We start from the raw sequence: 16,844 nt of genomic DNA, 5'->3' as shown, positions 1-16,844 counted from the left end.
CAACCGAGCAATTCGGGCTGAATGTACCTCAACCGAGCGTTGTTGCCGCCCCCCTGAGCACCAATCCGCAGCCGAGCACGAGCACGACGGCGGCCGTCCCGAACGGCGACGCGCGGTGCAGCACGCCCAGGAGCTTGTGGCCCCGGCCCGCCCGTTCCCGGCGGGCCATGAGCCGCTCGGCGGCCTCCTGGCCCACGCGTACCGCGGTGAACCCGGCCGCCGTGAGGGTCAGCGCCAGCCCGAGCCCGTACGCCACCACCAGCACGATCCCGAACCACGCCTGCCCGAGCGCCGCGGCGCCGACCAGCACGACGACGGCGGAAGGGCTGGGGACCATCCCGCCCGCGAAGCCCATGAGGAGGGTGCCGCGGAGGGTGGGGCGGATTTCGTGGGTGTGGGTGTGGCCGTCTCCGTGGTCGTGGGTGTGCGTGTGCGTGTGCCCGTGCGGGTGCCCATGGTCGTGGCTGTGTCCGTGCTCATGGTCGTGGTCGTGGTGGTGCTGGTGTTGGTGTGCCTTCACATGGCGGTGCCTGCGGACCGCCTTGCGCAGCAGCCCCGCGCCCGCCAGCGCGACCAGCACCCCGCTCGCGATGCCCAGCCAGGAGATCACCGAGGGCGCGGCCGCCGAACCCGCCGTGACCAGCAGCCCCAGGGCGAACACCCCCATCGTGTGGGTGACCGTCACCGACGCGCCCAGCGTCAGCACATCGCGCAGCGCGCTGCGCCCGCCCGCCGCGGCGGCCGCCGCCATCATCGTCTTGCCATGGCCCGGGGCGAGCGCGTGCATCGCGCCCAGCATGACCGCGATGCCGAAGGCGGTGAGCGCGAAGCCGAAGGTGATGTCGTGCCGCGCCACCATCGAGGTGAGCGCCTGCGTCCAACGGTCCGCGCCGCGCGGCAGCACCGACGAACCCACCGCGTCGTCCCGGTCGGACGCCGGGGTGGCCGCGGCGAGCGCCGGACCGCCCGGCTCGACCCGGAGGGTGGCGGTGCGCTGGTCGAGCGGCGAGGAGAGCTGGCCCTTGGGGTAGCGGGTCAGCCGGTGGGAGACCGAACGGGTGGGCGCGGTCGAGTCGGTGAGCGTCATCCGGTCGCCCTGGGCCGACAGTTCGCGCCAGCCGGGGCCGGTGCCGACGTCGTGGGGGCGGTAGCCGATGGCCGCCTTCTGCGCGTGCGCCAGGCCCGCCGTCAGCCGGCAGTCCACGCGCAGCGTCGGCAGCCCGGCCTGACCGGGCCGGTTGCGGGCCGCGCTGCGCTGCACGCGGACGTCGGTCTTACGGCCGTCCACGGTCAGGCGCGCCTCCTCCGCGGCGGTCGCGCAACGGGTGTCCGCCCAGGCGGACAGCTCGCTCCGGGAGAGCGCGTCGTCGCCGTTCTTGTCGATCTGTGCCTTCGCCTGCGCGGACGGGATCTCGGCCAGGTCCTCGACGTGGTCGACGCGGACGGCGTCCTGCGTGATGACGAGGCCGTCGTAGCGGTTGACGGTGAAGTTGCCGAGGGGGTGCGCCTCGGCGCTCCCGGCGGGCAACAAGACCGGCGCCACGGCCCCCAGGAGCACCCCGGCGGCGATGACCCGCCGCCGGACCCGCCGCCGAGCGGCCACGTCGCGGGGGTGCCCGGACGCCTTCCCCCACCCCGCCCCTACCCGAACCCTAGGCTCCGCCCCGGACCCCGCCACGGGCCCGGCCCCGGGAACGGTCATGGGCTGCGCCGGGCGTTCTGCCTCGGGTCCGGACGTGGGCTCTGCCCTGGACTCTGCCGTGGGCGCCGCCGTGAACCCGGTCGTGGGCTTCGCCCGGAGCTGCGCCGGGTGCTCCGTCTCAGAGCTGGCCGCGGGCTCCGTGCCGGGGGTGGGGCGCGTTGCGTCGGGTTCGGTCGCCATCCAGCCCGTCCGGCGATTGAGGACCGGGGTCCGGGGCGGAGGCCCGGTTCGGGGAGGGGCGGGGTGGGGAAAGGTCATCGCGCACCGTCCAGCTGCTTCAGGGCCGCCTTCGCGTCGCGCGCGCCCGTCGGGGAGAAGCCCGGGTTGAGGTCGAGGGCCGCGGCGAGGTGGTCGCGGGCGGACTCGTCGTCGCCGAGGGACTTCTCGATCATGCCTCGGTGGTAGAGGAAGGCCGCGTTGCGGTAGCCCGGTTCGGCGGCGCGCTTGGCGGCGGTGAGGGCCTCGCGGTCCTTGCCGTTGCGGTGCAGGGCCCAGGCCAGGGCGTCGGCGGTGTGCACGGTGTGCCGTCGGTCCCATTCGGCGCGGGCCGCCTTCAGGGCCTCCTTGACGTCGCCGTGGTCGGCCGCGACGAGGGCGCTGTCGAGGTCGGTGGCCACGCCGTTCGCGCGGGCCAGGGTGATCCAGGTGTCGACCACCGCGTACTGCTGCTTGGCCTTCTTGGCGTCGCCCCGCGCCTCGTACGCCTCGCCCAGCGCCGCCAGCTGGGCGGGCAGCGGGGACCTCCGTACGACCTCTTCGAGGTCGCGTACGGCGGCCCCGAGGCGGCCCTCGGCGGCTGCCGTGCGGCCGCGGTACTCCAGGGCCGGGAGGTAGCCGGGCGCGGCGCGCAGGGCGGTGCGGAAGGCGCTCCGCGCGGCGTCGTACCGGCCCTGGCCGAAGGCGAGTTGGCCGAGCGAGGTGGCGACGTAGGCGATGTCGCTGGGCGAGGTCGCGGACTCCCGCGCGCGTTCCAGGACCTCGCGCGCCCCCTTCGGATCGCCGCGCAGCTCCTTGACGTAGGCGAGCCGGGTGAAGACGGGGATGCCGGGCCGCACCGAGTCGGCGTGCTCGGCGGCGGTGGACGCGTCCTTGTAGCGGCCCAGCTCCACCAGGGCGTCGATCCGGACGGCCATGGCCGACTGGCTGTAGGAGTTGATCTTCAGCGCCTTGTCGGCGTCCCGCAGCGCGCTCGTGAAGTCGTGCCGGGCGGCGGCGAGGGAGGCGCGCCCGGCGAGCGCCTCGTCGTTGTCGCGCGGCTGGGCGGCGAGCGAGCGGGCGAAGGTCTTCTCCGCCTGCGGATAGCGGGTGGGGTCGCCGGTGGTGCGGGCCTGTTCGATGTAGGCCGCACCGAGACCGGACCAGCCGGAGGCGTCCTTCGGCTGGGCGCGCAGATGCTTCTGGAGGGCGCTGATCCGTCCGGCGAGGCCGTCGGCCGAGACCTGCTGGAGCGACGCCGGAGCCCCGGCGGCGCGCAGCGACACCGGTCCGGCGGGCTGGTCGGCGGGGGTTCCACTGAGTACGGACGAGGCGGCGGTCAGACCCACCGCGAGGGTGCAGACGACGGCCGCCGTGCGGACCGTGCGGGGGAGGGGTGGCCGGAGAGCCATGGGTGACAGCTGCCTTTCGCCGTAACAGGCATAACAGGGGAGAGGGGGCGCGGTCCCGCACGAAGGGGAGCGTGCGAGGGCGGGACCGCGCCCGCGGGGTGGTGCGAGAGGAGACGGGCTCTGGTCAGTGCCTGCGTGCGCGGGCGGGACGGCGCGACTTGCGCAACCAGAGGAGCCCGAGGCCCACCAGCAGGACGGCGCCGCCGCCACCCGCCGCGGACCCGGCGAGCAGCATGGTGTCCTCCGAGGAGCCGCCGATGCCCGAGCCGCCTTCCAGCAGGGACGAACCGGCGCTCTTGGAAACGGCCTTGGCGTCCGAACCGGAGCTGGGCAGCGCGAGGAACGGGAAGGCGCCGTAGAACTCCTGGTCGTTCTTGTCGACCGCGTCGCCCAGGTCGTTCTTCTTGCCGAGGAGTTCGCCCTCCACGGCCTGGAGCGAGATGTCGAGCACGTCGTCGAGCGGCCGCCGTCCGTTGGGGAACCCGGCGTTGTCACCGTCGAGCACGCCGAGCCGCTTGGGGTTCTTGGCGGGCTTGATGGAGGTGTTGAGCCGCAGCATCTCGGAGGGGCGGACGCGCGGCGGCTGGTTGAGCTTGGGCACGCCGGTCAGGAAGACCTGCACGAGGTCGTCACGCGGGGTGTCCGGGGCCTCGATCTTGTAGATCTGCTCGATCAGCTTGGGCAGTTCGGGTTCGGTGACGGACTTCAGGAACTGGCCGTCGTCCCACGGGGCCGAGGCGTTGAACTTGTCCTTGTCCTTGCGCGGCAGGACCACCTCGTTGACCAGCGGGTTGCCGAGCCGGGAGACCTGGGCCCAGTCGCCGTCCGCGCTCCTGCGGTGGACGGTGGACCACACGCCGATCACCGGCTGGTCGTCGGACTCGGTGAGCGCCTTGGTCGGCACCTGGAGGGCCAGGGACTGGACGTTGTACCCCTTGAGGGTGTCGTTGCCCACCTCGGACATGTCGCCGCCGTAGAGCAGGTCGAAGACCCGCAGATCGGCGAAGAACGGGTCGTCGGCCTGACCGGCGAAGCTGGTCGAGCCGCCGCTGTAGCCGATCTTCTGGACCGCCTGGTCGCGGAGCTTCTTGTAGTCGGGCATGGACGCCTTGCCGACGTTCGACGGGGCGACCGGCAGGTCGTCGGCGAGCTTGGCCCGGGCGACGGCCCGCTGGTTCTTGAGCTTGATGACCTCGAGGTCGTAGCTCTGGGTGAAGTTCAGGTCCGGGTCGTCGAGCGATTCGACCGGGCCCGTGTTGTAGAGGAACGTGTCCCCGTTCTTCACATGGTCCTCGAACGTCCAGCGGAAGAGCAGATCGCCCTGGCCGTCGCCGTCGTTGTCGACGTGCAGGTCGTACCGGGCGTCCGTGCCGAACTTGTAGAAGTTCGGGCCGCCGGCCGGGTCCTGGAACGGCAGGAAGTTCGTGACCAGGGTGGTCGTGTCCGACTTGTCGGGGCTTTGGAACGCGTACACGTCCGTCGCGTCGTACTGCGGCTGCCCCGAGATCAGTGGCGCCTCCCGGTGGCTGGAGGCTGCCGCGGTCTGCGGCTGTAGCGCCGCGACGCCGGCGGCCGTGAGCGCGCCCGCGGCCAGCGAGCAGCAGACGAGCCCGGCCAAGCTCCTGGTGAATGCGGTCATCGTGTCGGTCCTTCGCACCTTGCCGGATGTTCCTTCATGCGGCTATTCGGGGCGGAGGGCCGAATGGCTTGGCGCGTTCCGTAATTTGTCACGAATGGCAAAGGGGCTCTCACCGGGGCCGATCTTCACTGTATGGGCGTCAACACCCTTGACGTGGTGGTGAATCAGGAACCTGGGATGCGCAGGTGACGGCTCGGGGAGGTAGGGTTACTCTGCCCGGGGCGGGTGCCCTCGAACGGGTGGGGAGTGACATGGAGCAGATAACAGTACGTAGCAGGCCCCGAGTGCCTGCCATTCATTGCGGGAGCGGAGCGTCCAGCGCGCGCCTCGACCGCCATCTCGCGGTGCTGGGCGGCCCGGCCGTCCCGGAGCGGGAGGCCGAGGGCGCGACGGTGCTGATGCAGGAGCTGATCGCACGCGATCACGCGCGCGCGAAGAACAACCGGGGTGCCCGGGTGTCGCTGTTCGCGCCGCTGCGCCGGCTGCGGCGCTCGCTGTTCGGCAGCCACGCCTGACCCACCGCGTCCGACCGCCCCGCCAGGCGCGTCACACCCGCGCGCGACGGCATCCGCATCCCGGGTAGGCAGGAGGCACCGGCCCGCTCCAGCCGGTGCTCCGTGCTGTGAGTTCACGCTGTGAGGCACGGCACACCACCGGCCTCCCGGGATGCGTGCCGTCGCGCCCCGTCGTGTAGCAGTGGGTCAACGCGCGGGTCACAGCAGCGCGAACTGACCCTCCGGCCCCTCCTCCTGGTGGTCCAGCACCGACGCCGGGCGGCGGGCCCCGGCGGCCACCGGCAGCACCCCCGCGGCGCGCAGCTCCTCCGGGCCCACCACCGGCCCTCCGGCCACCCGGTCGGCCAGCGCCTCCCGGGCCGGGCGCAGCTCGGCCAGCAGCGCCAGCACGGTGATCAGCTCCAGCAGCTCCGACGTCCAGGCCCGCGGCCATCCGGCCGGTGCGCCGACCGCCTCCAGCGTTCCCGGCTCGGCCTGCGCCGTACGCCGCTCGAACCACGCCTCCAGCACCCGCACCCCGCCCGCGTGGCACTCCCACGCTGTCCGCGGTACGGGGGAGATGCGCCCCGAGCCCAGATGCAGGGCCGCCTCGTCCGGGTCGTAACCGATCGTGTCCGGCAGCCCGCGCTCGGGCAGCGCGGCGCGCACGTACGGGCGCTGGCCGCCCGGCATGCGCGGGCGCTCACCACTGTGCGCCCCGCGCGTGTGCAGCCACAGCGCACGGCGGCCCAGCTCCACGCCCGTCTCCCAGGTCTCGGGGTCGGCGGTCAGCGGTACGGCGCACGGCGCGCCCCGGTGCGCGGCGGCGGCCCAGGCGAGGAAGTCCTCGGCGGCGACCGGATGGCCGAGCCGCTCACCGAGGTGGGCCAGCAGCCCCGGCGCGAGGTTGGGCTCGTGTCCGCCGGGGCGGCGGTAGAGGGGGCGGATCAGCCCGGGGCGCCCGGCGGGGGAGTGGCCGTCCGGCAGCAGCGCCGAGAAGGTGAGCACCGGGTCGGGGTCGGGCCCGCCCGCCTCCACCACATGGATCTGCCGGTCGTCCGCGACCCGCCACAGCTCGGGGCGGGCGGCGTCGAGCACGCGGTGATCCGGTATCAGCCACTGCTGGTCGAACGGCCCGTGTGTGATCCGTACCGGCTCCGGACACGGCCCGTCCTCGCGGGCCAGCCGGGCGGTCGAGGTGGCCTGGCCGGGCAGCTGCGGTACGGAGGTGTGCAGCGTACGGGCGCGGCTCGGCCGGAACAGCGCCGCCCGCTCGGCCTCGTCCCCGGCGCCCACCAGCCGCGCCCAGCGGGCCCGCAGCGCCCCCGCGTCCGGCCCCGCGACCCAGCCCCGCCCGAACCGCGGCGGCCGCACGGACCAGGGCATGAGATCCGCCAGCAGCGATGCGTCTCGGGTTGCCGTCACCCTGCCGCCTTTCACCCGGCACGTACTCGGTCAGCCCGGGCATCGTAGCTGTGTCTTCGGGGCTCGGTTCGCCTCCGGGGCGCCTCAGCCCCTGTCGACGGTCGACCGTGCTCGGCCCTTCGGCTCACTCGCCGTGACCGCGGTGGTCAGTCGGCGTCCACCGTCACCGAGAACGAGAAGCGGTCGCCGCGGTAGTGGATGCGGGCGACGTCGACCACGCGGCCCGCCTCGTCGTACGTCACCCCCGTGTAGTGGAGGATCGGGCTGAGCAGCGGGATCTGGAGGAGGCGGGCGGTCTCGGGATCGGCCAGGCGCGCTTCCACGGTGTCGGTGATGCGGCTGATCCGCACCCCCACCGCGTCCCGCAGCACCTTCGTCATCGGCCAGCGCGCCAGGTCCGCGAGGTCGATGCGGGCGGCCAGTTCGGGGCGGACCAGGTTCTCGGCCCAGTTGGTGGGCTCGTCGCCGTGCTCGTCCCGGCGCAGCCGGCGGTAGGAGGCGGCCTCCTCCAGGCCGGGGAAGTACCCCGCGAGCTCCGCCGGGACCGGCGCCGGGCCGTGCTCCAGCACCGTGGTCCGCTCGCCGGACTGCTGGGCCACGATCGCGTCCACCGAGCCCAGCAGCCGCACCGGTGTGCCGCGCCGCGCGCTCGGCTCGATGAAGGTGCCGCGCCGCCGGTGGCGGCTGATCAGGCCCTCCGACTCCAGCTCCTTCAGCGCCTGCCGCATGGTGAGGACGCTGACGCCGTAGTGCTCGGCGAGCCGGTCCTCGGTCGGCAGCCGCAGCGGCTCGTCGGGCCCGCGGCCGAGTATGGAGGCGCGCAGCGACTGCGAGACCTGGTACCAGAGCGGGAGCTTGCGGTTGAGGGCGAGGGAGTCGGGGGCGAAGGTGGTCACAACGCGGCTCTCCGGTCACGGGAACTCAGGCGACGGCCGTTCACGGGCACTCGGGCCCGGTCAGGCGCGGAAGTGGCGCTCCAGACCCTCCCACACCGCGTCGTAAGCCCTCTGGAGCCGGTCGGACTCCATCGCCTGCCGGGTGGCCGTGACCGGCCAGCGCGTCTCGAACATGAAGGCCAGCCCGTCGTCCAGCTTCCGGGGCGTCAGCTCGGCCGCGCTGGCCGCCTCGAAGGTGTCGTGGTCGGGGCCGTGCGCCGACATCATGTTGTGCAGCGAGCCGCCGCCGGGGACGAAGCCGCCCGGACCGGCCGTCTTGGCGTCGTACGCGCCCTCGATCAGGCCCATGTACTCGCTCATCACGTTGCGGTGGAAGTACGGCGGCCGGAAGGTGTCCTCGCCGACCAGCCAGCGCGGCGCGAAGACCACGAAGTCGACGCCCGCGAGCCCGGGGGTGTCGGACGGCGAGGTGAGCACCGTGAAGATGGACGGGTCGGGGTGGTCGTAGCTGATGGTGCCCATGACGTTGAAACGGCGCAGATCGTATACGTACGGCACGTGGTTGCCGTGCCAGGCGACGACGTCGAGGGGGGAGTGGTCGTACGTCGCGGCCCATAGGTTGCCGCAGAACTTGTTGACCACCTCCACCGGGCGCTCCACGTCCTCGTACGCCGCGACGGGGGCCAGGAAGTCGCGGGCGTTGGCCAGCCCGTTGGCGCCGATCGGGCCGAGGTCGGGGAGGACGAAGGGGCGGCCGTAGTTCTCGCAGACGTAGCCGCGGACGCAGGCGTCGAGCGGCTCGACCCGGAAGCGCACCCCGCGCGGGATGAGCGCGACATGGCCCGGCTCGGCGCGCAGCAGCCCCAGCTCGGTGTGGAGCAGCAGCCCGCCGCGCTCGGGGACGATCAGCAGCTCGCCGTCCGCGTCGCTGAAGACCCGGTCGGTCATGGGCGCGTCGGCGACGTAGAGGTGGATGGCCATGCCGGTGCGCTGGGTGGCGTCCCCGTTGCCGCCCAGCGTCCACAGGCCGGACAGCCAGTCGGTGGGCCCGGCGGGCTCCGGCAGCGGGTCCCAGCGCAGCCGGTTGGGGTCCGGGGCGGAGTCGGTGAAGGGGGCGCCGCTCAGGGTGCCGTTGTCGATGCGGACGAACGGCGGGTGCGCGGCCGAGGGACGGATGCGGTACAGCCAGGAGCGGCGGTTGTGGGCGCGCGGCTCGGTGAAGGCGGTGCCGCTCAGCTGCTCCGCGTACAGCCCGAGCGGGGCGCGCTGGGGCGAGTTGCGGCCGACGGGCAGTGCGCCGGGGACTGCCTCGCTGCTGTGCTCGTTGCCGAACCCGGAGGCGTAGGCCAGCCCTTCGGCGGTCTTGCGCGCTCGCTCGATCCCCGTGCCCTCGCCCATGGCGTGCTCCCGACGCTCCGACGAATCCTCTGTCCGACGATAGGAATCGAAGAGGGCTTACGTCAATGATCGGGCAGGATGGTGGCGTGCCCATACCGCCTCTCCGCCGCCCACCGGTCCAGCGCCGCAGCGCCGAACGCCTCGGCCGGATCCTCGACGCCTGCGCCGAGCTGCTCGACGAGATGAGCTATGAGCAGCTGAGCACCCGCGCGGTAGCCGAGCGCGCCCAGGTGCCCATCGGCTCCGTCTACCGCTTCTTCTCCAACAAACGGGCGATGGCCGAGGCCCTGGCCCACCGCAACCTCGACGAGTACGCCGCGCGCATCACCCGGCGGCTGGCCGGGGCCGGGGCGGACGGGAGCGACTGGCGTGCCGCGATGGACATCGTCGTGGACGAATACCTGGAGATGAAGCGCGGCGCGCCCGGCTTCGCGCTCGTCGAGTTCGGCATGCCGGTTCCGGCGACCGGCCTGCCCGACCAGCCCAACCACCTGGTGGCCGACCGCCTCCGCGCCCTCCTCGCCGAACCGCTGGGCATCGACGGCACCGCCGAGGCCGACGAGCGCCTGCGGGTCGCGTTCCTGCTCGCGGTCGAGACGGCGGACGCGCTGCTGCGGCTCGCCTTCCGGGTGGACCCGGAGGGGGACCCGGCGGTCGTGGCCGAGACGAAGGAGCTGCTGCGGGCGTATCTGGCGCGCGTGCTCGATTAACAGCGCGCAATGAACAGCGCGCGCTGAACAGGCGCGACGGACAGCGCGCGATGAACGGCCCGCGCGAGCGGTACCCCGGCGGCATACCGGCCGGTATGGTAAGGCGCCGTCGCAGCCGTACCGTCCCCGGGAGGGACCGATGAGCCGTACCGCCCTGCGTATCTGCCCGCTCTGCGAGGCCACCTGTGGGCTCACCCTGACCATCGAGGACGGCACGGTCACCCGGGCGCGCGGCGATGCCGAGGACGTCTTCAGCCGGGGGTTCATCTGCCCCAAGGGCGCCTCGTTCGGGGAGCTGGACGGCGACCCCGACCGGCTGCGGGGGCCCCTCGTGCGACGGGACGGGCAGCTCCGGGAGGCGTCGTGGGAGGAGGCGTTCGCCGCCGTCGCGGAGGGGTTCGGGGAGGTCCTCCGGAGCCACGGACCGCAGTCCACCGGTGTCGTCCTCGGCAACCCCACGGTCCACACCGTGGCCGGGGCGCTCTTCGCGCCGGTGCTGCTCGGCACCCTGCGCACCCGCAACGTCTTCACCGCGAGCACCCTCGACCAGATGCCCAAGCACGTCTCCAGCGGGCTGATGTACGGGGACGCCTTCGCCATCCCGGTGCCCGATCTGGACCGTACGGACCACCTCCTCATGATCGGCGCCAACCCCCTGGACTCCAACGGCAGCCTCTGTACCGCCCCCGACTTCCCCGGCCGCCTGCGCGCCCTGCGGCGGCGCGGCGGCAAGCTGGTGGTGATCGATCCGCGGCGTACCCGCACCGCCAAGCTGGCCGACCGTCATGTGGCGATCCGGCCCGGCACGGACGCGCTGCTGCTGTTCGCCATGGTGTCGGTGCTGTTCGACGAGGGGCTGGTGGCCCCCGGGGCACTCGGCGCGCACCTCAGCGGCATCGAGGAGGTCAAGGGCCTGGCCGCGGGCTTCACCCCGGAGGCCGTGGCCGAGGCGTGTGACGTACCCGCGGAGGAGATCCGCGGCCTCGCCCGCGAATTCGCCGCCGCGCCCCGGGCCGTGGCGTACGGGCGCGTCGGTTCCAGCACGGTCGAGTTCGGCACGCTCACCAGCTGGCTGGTCGACGTCCTGGGCGCCCTCACCGGGAATCTCGACCGGCCCGGCGGCATGATGTTCCCGCTCTCCGCGACCGGCGGGTGGAAGCGCCCGGCGGCGCCCGGGAAGGGGTTCGCGCTCGGCCGCTGGCACAGCAGGGTCAGCGGCCACCCCGAGGCGAAGGGCGAGCTGCCCGCCGTCGCGCTCGCCGAGGAGATCGAGACGGAGGGCGAGGGGCGGATACGGGCGCTGCTGGCGGTCGCGGGGAACCCCGTGCTGTCCGCGCCGGACGGCGACCGGCTCGACCGGGCCCTGGCCGGGCTCGACTTCATGGTCAGCGTCGACCCGTACCTCAACGAGACCTCACGCCACGCCCATGTCGTGCTGCCGCCGCCCCCGCCCAGCCAGAGCCCGCACTTCGATTACGCCTTCAACGGCTTCGCCGTCCGCAACCAGGTCCGCTACACCCGCCCCGCGATCCCGCTCGACCCGGACCGGATGTGCGAGACCGAGATCCTGGCCCGGCTGGTGCTGTGTCTGAGCGGGCAGCACGGCGCCGACCCGGCGACCGTGGACGACATGGTGATCGGCACGACGCTCGGCAAGGCCGTCGCCGATCCCACCGCGCCGGTGTACGGGCGCGACGCCGCCGAACTCGCCGCCGGGCTGACCGGGCTCACCGGCGCCGAACGGCGGCTGGACATGATGCTGCGCCTCGGCCCGTACGGCGAGGGCTTCGGTGCCGACCCCGACGGGCTCACCCTGGAGAAGGTGCTCGCCCATCCGCACGGCATCGACCTCGGACCGCTGAGCCCCCGCATCCCCGGGCTGCTGAAGACCCGCAGCGGCACGGTGGAGCTGTGCCCGGAGCCGATCGCCGCCGATGTGGGGCGGCTGCGCGGGGCGCTGGCCGCGCGGCCCGACGAGCTGCTCCTGGTCGGCCGCCGCCATCTGCGCTCCAACAACAGCTGGATGCACAACGTCCCGGCGCTGATGGGCGGCAGCAACCGCTGCACGCTCCAGGTGCACCCGGACGACGCGGCGCGGCTCGGGCTGGCCGACGGCGGGCTCGCCCGGGTCACCGGCGACGGGGGCGCACTGGAGGTGCCGGTGGAGGTGACGGACGCGGTGCGCACCGGGGTGGTGAGCCTGCCGCACGGCTGGGGCCATGCCCGCCCCGGCACCCGGCTCGCGGTCGCGGGGGCCGATCCGGGGGTCAACGTCAATCAGCTCATCGACCGCTCCCGGCTGGATCCGCTCTCGGGAACGGCGGTGCTCAACGGGTGCCCGGTGCGGGTGACGGCCCTTCCGCTCACCGTGACCATGGCCGCCCAAGGGGATTGACCTGGGGTTTTGCGCTTATTGCTCACGCGTCAAGACCTTGTTAACGCGAAGTTGCGCCACCTAGCGTCGCCTCGACCGCCAAATCTGGGGGAGTTCAAAGGCGAACGTGAGGTAGCCACATGCTGACAATCCTCGGTTTCGTCATGATCGCTACATTCCTTGTTTTGATCATGACGAAGAAGATGTCCCCGATGGGGGCACTGGTGCTCATCCCGGCGCTGTTCTGCGTCCTTGTCGGGAAGGGGGCGCACCTCGGTGATTACGTCATCGATGGCATCGGGGAGCTGGCACCCACCGCCGCGATGCTGTTCTTCGCGATCATCTACTTCGGGGTGATGATCGACGTCGGTCTCTTCGACCCGATCGTCCGCGTCATCCTGCGGTTCTGCAAGGCGGACCCGATGCGGATAGTGGTCGGCACCGCGGTGCTCGCGGCGATCGTCTCGCTCGACGGCGACGGTTCCACCACCTTCATGATCACGGTGTCGGCGATGGTGCCGCTCTACCGGAAGCTGAAGATGAGCCTGGTCGTGATGACCGGTGTCGCCGCCATGGCCAACGGTGTCATGAACACGCTCCCCTGGGGCGGTCCCACCGCCCGCGCCGCCGCCGCGCTCAAGGTCGACGCGAGCGACATCTTCGTCCCGATGATCCCCGCCCTCGCGGTCGGTCTGCTCTTCGTCTTCGCCCTCTCGTACGGCCTCGGACTGCGCGAGCGCAAGCGCCTCGGTGTGCTGACCCTCGACGAGGTCACCGCGGGCGACCCGGAGACGGTGCTCGTGGGGGCCGGCGGCGGCAGCGGCAAGGGCATCAGCCTGGGCAAGCAGGGCAAGCGCACCGGCGGCGCCGGCGGCGGTACGGACGCGGAGGCCCCCGCGGGCGGCCCGGCGGCGAGCGGCCCGGCCGAGGACGACGACGAGTTCAAGGGCCTCGACCCGAACCGCGCCACCCTGCGTCCCAAGCTCTACTGGTTCAACGCGGCGCTCACCGTCGCCCTGCTGGCCCTGATGATCACCGAGACGCTGGACATCCCCGTCCTCTTCCTGCTGGCCGCCGCCATCGCGCTCACGGTCAACTTCCCGCGCATGGCCGACCAGAAGGCCCGGGTCGCCGCTCACGCCGAGAACGTCGTCAACGTCTCCGGCATGGTCTTCGCCGCCGCCGTCTTCACCGGTGTCCTGACCGGCACCGGCATGGTCGAGAACATGGCCCGCTGGGTCGTCGACGGCGTCCCCGACGCCATGGGTCCGCAGATGGGCCTGATCACCGGTCTGCTGTCGATCCCGTTCACCTACTTCATGTCCAACGACGGCTTCTACTTCGGCATCGTGCCGATCCTCGCCGAGGCGGGCCACACCCACGGCGTCTCCGCACTGGAGATTGCCCGCGCCTCGCTCGTCGGCCAGGCGCTGCACATGTCGAGCCCGCTGGTCCCCGCCGTCTATGTGCTCGTCGGCATGGCCAAGGTCGAATTCGGCGACCACACCCGCTTCACGGTCAAATGGGCGGTGCTCACGTCCCTGGTGGTGCTGGCCGCCGGACTCGCGTTCGGCATCATCTGACCCGTGACGACTTCGGAGCCCGGTAGGGGCTGGCTGCTGCGCCTGGTCATCGCCTTCTCCTTCGCACAGGGGGCGGTGAGCATGGCGAGACCGGCCGTCTCCTACCGGGCTCTCGCGCTGGGCGCCGACGCCCGCGCGGTCGGCGTGATCGCGGGCATCTACGCGCTGCTGCCGCTGTTCGCCGCCGTACCGCTGGGGCGGCGCACCGACCACGGCCGGTGCGCCCCGCTGCTGCCGATCGGGGTCGTGCTCATCGCCGCCGGATGCGGGCTCAGCGGCACCGCGGGCTCACTGCCCGAAATGGCCGCGTGGAGCGGGGTGATGGGGCTGGGCCATCTGTCCTTCGTCATCGGTGCCCAGTCCATCGTCGCCCGGCAGAGCGCCCCCGCCGACCAGGACCGCAACTTCGGCCACTTCACCGTCGGCGCCTCGCTCGGCCAGCTCATCGGGCCGATCGCCGCCGGACAGCTCGTCTCCGGCCACGACGGCGCGCTGGCCCGCACCAGCGCCGCCGCGCTCTTCGTCGCCGCCGCCGTCGCGGCCTGTTCGGTCACCTCGCTGTGGCGGATCGAGCACCGCCCGGCGGAGGGGCTGCTGAAGAAGACTGCCGACGCGTCCCCCTCCCGGCGGGTGCCGGTGTTCGGCATCCTGCGCACCCGCGGGGTCGCCTCCGGCATCTTCATCAGCCTCGCCGTGCTCTCCGCCACCGACATCCTCACCGCCTACCTGCCCGTCGTCGGCGAACAGCGCGCCATCTCGCCCGCCGTCGTCGGCCTGCTGCTCAGCCTGCGCGCCGCCGCCACCGTCGCCTGCCGCCTGGTGATGACCCCGATGATCCGGCTGATGGGCCGGACCGTGCTGATGGCCGTCAGCTGTCTGGGCGCCGGGCTGCTGTGCGCGGCCGTCGCCCTGCCGCTGCCCGCCTGGGCACTCGGCGTGTTGCTCGCCGCGCTCGGCTTCTGCCTCGGCGTCGGCCAGCCGCTGTCCATGTCCACGGTCGTCCAGGCCGCGCCCGACGAGGCGCGCAGCACCGCCCTCGCGCTGCGGCTCACCGGCAACCGCCTCGGCCAGGTCGCCGCGCCCGCCTCGGCCGGACTGCTCGCCGGACTCGCGGGCACCGCCGCCCCCTTCGTCATGCTCGGCGTGCTGCTGCTGCTCGGCTCGGCGGCGATAGCCGTACGGCCCCTGAGGCGTGCCGCGGACACGGCGGTCCCTCCGGCCGTTCCGGAGGCGCGCAAACCCCCGCGCGCGGCTGAGGAGGAGCGGAGCGCGGTTTCGGGGAGGTGCGGGCCGGGGGAGGAAACATCGGCCCGCACCGACCCCGAGGAGCCCCCACCATGACCCGCGCCGCCGTCCTCCCCGCCCTCGGCACGCCGCTCAGCGTCCAGGACATCGAGATCCCCGACCCCGGACCGGCACAGGTGCGGGTGCGGCTCGCCGCGGCCGGGGTGTGCCACTCGGACCTGTCGCTGTCCGACGGAACGCTCCGCCAGCCCGTCCCCGCCGTCCTCGGCCACGAGGGCTCGGGCACCGTGACGGCGGTCGGCGACGGCGTGACGGGGATCGCCCCGGGCGACGCCGTCATCCTCAACTGGGCCCCGTCCTGCGGGAGATGCCACTACTGCGGGCTCGGCGAGCCCTGGCTGTGCGCCAAGGCCGGGGACGCCGCGGCGCTGCCGTACGCCACGCTCACCGCCGACGGCAGCGCGCTGTACCCGGGGCTGGGCACGGCCGCGTTCGCCGAGGAGACCGTCGTACCGGCGCACGCCGTGCTCCCGCTGCCGGACGGCGTACCGCTCACCGACGGCGCCCTGCTGGGGTGCGCGGTGCTCACCGGGTACGGCGCCGTCCACCACAGCGCCCAGATACGGCCCGGCGAGTCCGTCGCCGTCTTCGGCCTCGGCGGGGTCGGCTTGGCCGTGCTCCAGGCGGCGCGCCTCGCGGGCGCCGGGACGATCGTCGCGGTGGACGTATCACCGGCGAAGGAGGAACTGGCCCGCGCGGCGGGCGCGACCGAGTTCGTCCTCACCGGCACCGGCGACGGCACCGGCGACGCCGGCCCGGCCAAGCGGATCCGCGCGCTCACCGGCGGCCACGGCGCCGACGTCGCCATCGAATGCGTCGGCCGCGCCGACACCATCCGCGCCGCCTGGTCCGCCACCCGCCGCGGCGGCCGGACGACCGTCGTCGGCATCGGCGGCAAGGACCAGCAGGTCACCTTCTCGGCGCTGGAGCTGTTCTACTTCGGCCGCACCCTCTCCGGCTGCGTCTACGGCAACAGCGACCCCGCCCGCGACCTCCCCGTCCTCGCCGAGCACATCCGCGCGGGACGGCTCGACCCGTCGGCCCTGGTGACCGAGCGCATCGGCCTGGACGGCATCCCGGCGGCCTTCGACGCGATGCTCGCGGGACGCGGAGGGCGGGCCCTCGTCGTCTTCTAGGGGTGTCTAGGCGTCTTTTGGGTGTTCTCTAGGCGTGTTCGTCCGCCACCATGGCCAGCCACGGGCGGTACGCCTTCCCGAACGGTTCGGCGCCACCCCCGACCGCGTCCATCAGCCACCGCCCCGCCGCCTCGGCCTGCGCGATGACGTCCGCCGGATACCCGTACCGCACCTGGTGCTCCGCGAACTCGTCCTCGTCCACCAGCAGCGTCGCCCCGTCGGCCCGCTTCCGGAGCACGTCCAGATCCAGGTCGACCATGGTGACCTCGTCCGGGGAGACCCACTCCACCGGAGTGGTGATGTCGCAGTACACCTCGGTCGAGCGGGGCGGCGCGTTGAACACAGCGGTCCACCACGTCCCGCGCGGGAAGAGGATCACATGCGCGCACTCGATGGGCACCTCGGGGCCGTCCCCCTTGCGCATCACCGAGTCGGCGGGCAGCCCCAGCCACACCCCGTGCTCGTCCTCCCCCAGCCTGCGCATACGCAGGTTCCAGTGCAGAGTGCCGTCGTACTTCCGGTAGTTGACCTGGACCTGAGATGACATGCGGGGGATCCTAACGTGCGCCTCGGAG

The 16,844-nt window shown here is 73.1% G+C and carries 13 protein-coding genes; 6 read left to right on the top strand and 7 right to left on the bottom strand.

The features are described from left to right. Positions 1-28: 28 nt before the first annotated feature. From HYQ63_RS09580 to HYQ63_RS09570, 3 genes are all read right to left on the bottom strand, one after another. Positions 29-1,603 (bottom strand): nickel transporter, encoded by a 1,575-nt coding sequence (locus HYQ63_RS09580; RefSeq protein WP_257231770.1) that lies wholly within the window; start codon positions 1,601-1,603, stop codon positions 29-31. Positions 1,604-1,956: 353 nt separating this feature from the next. Continuing rightward, the gene (locus HYQ63_RS09575) at positions 1,957-3,309 is read right to left on the bottom strand and encodes a lipopolysaccharide assembly protein LapB (RefSeq protein WP_257231769.1); all 1,353 of its coding nucleotides are present in this window, start codon (positions 3,307-3,309) and stop codon (positions 1,957-1,959) included. Between the two features lie 124 nt (positions 3,310-3,433). Beyond that, positions 3,434-4,948 carry a DUF4331 domain-containing protein gene (locus tag HYQ63_RS09570; RefSeq protein ID WP_179933428.1) on the bottom strand — a complete coding sequence of 505 codons (1,515 nt, stop codon included), beginning with the start codon at positions 4,946-4,948 and terminating at the stop codon, positions 3,434-3,436. 251 nt (positions 4,949-5,199) lie between these two features. Here HYQ63_RS09570 and HYQ63_RS09565 point away from each other — a divergent pair, with 251 nt between their 5' ends. Then, positions 5,200-5,463 (top strand): hypothetical protein, encoded by a 264-nt coding sequence (locus HYQ63_RS09565; protein WP_123100063.1) that lies wholly within the window; start codon positions 5,200-5,202, stop codon positions 5,461-5,463. A 198-nt stretch (positions 5,464-5,661) separates the two neighbouring features. Here the strand turns inward: HYQ63_RS09565 and HYQ63_RS09560 are convergent, their stop codons facing one another. The 3 genes from HYQ63_RS09560 to hmgA all read right to left on the bottom strand — a co-directional run bounded on the left by HYQ63_RS09560 (position 5,662) and on the right by hmgA (position 9,161). Beyond that, positions 5,662-6,828: a type ISP restriction/modification enzyme gene (locus HYQ63_RS09560; RefSeq protein ID WP_179939905.1), complete on the bottom strand. Its 1,167-nt coding sequence runs from the start codon at positions 6,826-6,828 to the stop codon at positions 5,662-5,664. Between the two features lie 185 nt (positions 6,829-7,013). Continuing rightward, positions 7,014-7,763, bottom strand: coding sequence for a GntR family transcriptional regulator (locus HYQ63_RS09555; protein ID WP_063733953.1), 750 nt, complete (start codon positions 7,761-7,763; stop codon positions 7,014-7,016). Between the two features lie 60 nt (positions 7,764-7,823). Beyond that, positions 7,824-9,161 (bottom strand): homogentisate 1,2-dioxygenase, encoded by a 1,338-nt coding sequence (gene hmgA / locus HYQ63_RS09550; protein ID WP_179933427.1) that lies wholly within the window; start codon positions 9,159-9,161, stop codon positions 7,824-7,826. 65 nt (positions 9,162-9,226) lie between these two features. On the opposite strand from hmgA, the gene HYQ63_RS09545 reads away from it, so the two are divergent. The 5 genes from HYQ63_RS09545 to HYQ63_RS09525 all read left to right on the top strand — a co-directional run bounded on the left by HYQ63_RS09545 (position 9,227) and on the right by HYQ63_RS09525 (position 16,269). Beyond that, the gene (locus HYQ63_RS09545) at positions 9,227-9,871 is read left to right on the top strand and encodes a TetR/AcrR family transcriptional regulator (protein ID WP_179933426.1); all 645 of its coding nucleotides are present in this window, start codon (positions 9,227-9,229) and stop codon (positions 9,869-9,871) included. Positions 9,872-10,010: 139 nt separating this feature from the next. Then, positions 10,011-12,266 carry a molybdopterin oxidoreductase family protein gene (locus tag HYQ63_RS09540; protein WP_179933425.1) on the top strand — a complete coding sequence of 752 codons (2,256 nt, stop codon included), beginning with the start codon at positions 10,011-10,013 and terminating at the stop codon, positions 12,264-12,266. A 119-nt stretch (positions 12,267-12,385) separates the two neighbouring features. Further along, positions 12,386-13,828 carry a CitMHS family transporter gene (locus HYQ63_RS09535; protein ID WP_179933424.1) on the top strand — a complete coding sequence of 481 codons (1,443 nt, stop codon included), beginning with the start codon at positions 12,386-12,388 and terminating at the stop codon, positions 13,826-13,828. Between the two features lie 3 nt (positions 13,829-13,831). Beyond that, on the top strand, positions 13,832-15,169 hold the full coding sequence (locus tag HYQ63_RS09530) for an MFS transporter (RefSeq protein WP_179933423.1): 1,338 nt from the start codon (positions 13,832-13,834) through the stop codon (positions 15,167-15,169). Further along, a complete protein-coding gene (locus HYQ63_RS09525; protein WP_179933422.1) occupies positions 15,166-16,269 on the top strand; it encodes a Zn-dependent alcohol dehydrogenase in 1,104 nt (367 codons plus the stop codon). Before HYQ63_RS09530 ends, HYQ63_RS09525 begins: the two co-directional genes overlap by 4 nt. Positions 16,270-16,297: 28 nt before the next feature. Here HYQ63_RS09525 and HYQ63_RS09520 read toward each other — a convergent pair whose 3' ends face one another. After that, positions 16,298-16,816, bottom strand: a complete 519-nt coding sequence (locus HYQ63_RS09520) for a DUF402 domain-containing protein (protein ID WP_179933421.1) — start codon at positions 16,814-16,816, stop codon at positions 16,298-16,300. Positions 16,817-16,844 lie beyond the last annotated feature (28 nt).

The organism is Streptomyces sp. Rer75 (assembly GCF_013414305.1).
Lineage (GTDB): Bacteria > Actinomycetota > Actinomycetes > Streptomycetales > Streptomycetaceae > Streptomyces > Streptomyces himastatinicus.
Note: the sequence above shows the minus strand (reverse complement) of the source record. Positions and strands in the feature narration are given on the sequence as shown.

Coding starts and splice junctions, on each gene's coding strand:
- HYQ63_RS09575 (WP_257231769.1), bottom strand. CDS start 3,309: ATGGCTCTCCGGCCACCCCTCCCCCGCACGGTCCGCACGGCGGCCGTC.
- HYQ63_RS09570 (WP_179933428.1), bottom strand. CDS start 4,948: ATGACCGCATTCACCAGGAGCTTGGCCGGGCTCGTCTGCTGCTCGCTG.
- HYQ63_RS09565 (WP_123100063.1), top strand. CDS start 5,200: ATGGAGCAGATAACAGTACGTAGCAGGCCCCGAGTGCCTGCCATTCAT.
- HYQ63_RS09560 (WP_179939905.1), bottom strand. CDS start 6,828: ATGCCCTGGTCCGTGCGGCCGCCGCGGTTCGGGCGGGGCTGGGTCGCG.
- hmgA (WP_179933427.1), bottom strand. CDS start 9,161: ATGGGCGAGGGCACGGGGATCGAGCGAGCGCGCAAGACCGCCGAAGGG.
- HYQ63_RS09545 (WP_179933426.1), top strand. CDS start 9,227: ATGATCGGGCAGGATGGTGGCGTGCCCATACCGCCTCTCCGCCGCCCA.
- HYQ63_RS09540 (WP_179933425.1), top strand. CDS start 10,011: ATGAGCCGTACCGCCCTGCGTATCTGCCCGCTCTGCGAGGCCACCTGT.
- HYQ63_RS09535 (WP_179933424.1), top strand. CDS start 12,386: ATGCTGACAATCCTCGGTTTCGTCATGATCGCTACATTCCTTGTTTTG.
- HYQ63_RS09525 (WP_179933422.1), top strand. CDS start 15,166: ATGACCCGCGCCGCCGTCCTCCCCGCCCTCGGCACGCCGCTCAGCGTC.
- HYQ63_RS09520 (WP_179933421.1), bottom strand. CDS start 16,816: ATGTCATCTCAGGTCCAGGTCAACTACCGGAAGTACGACGGCACTCTG.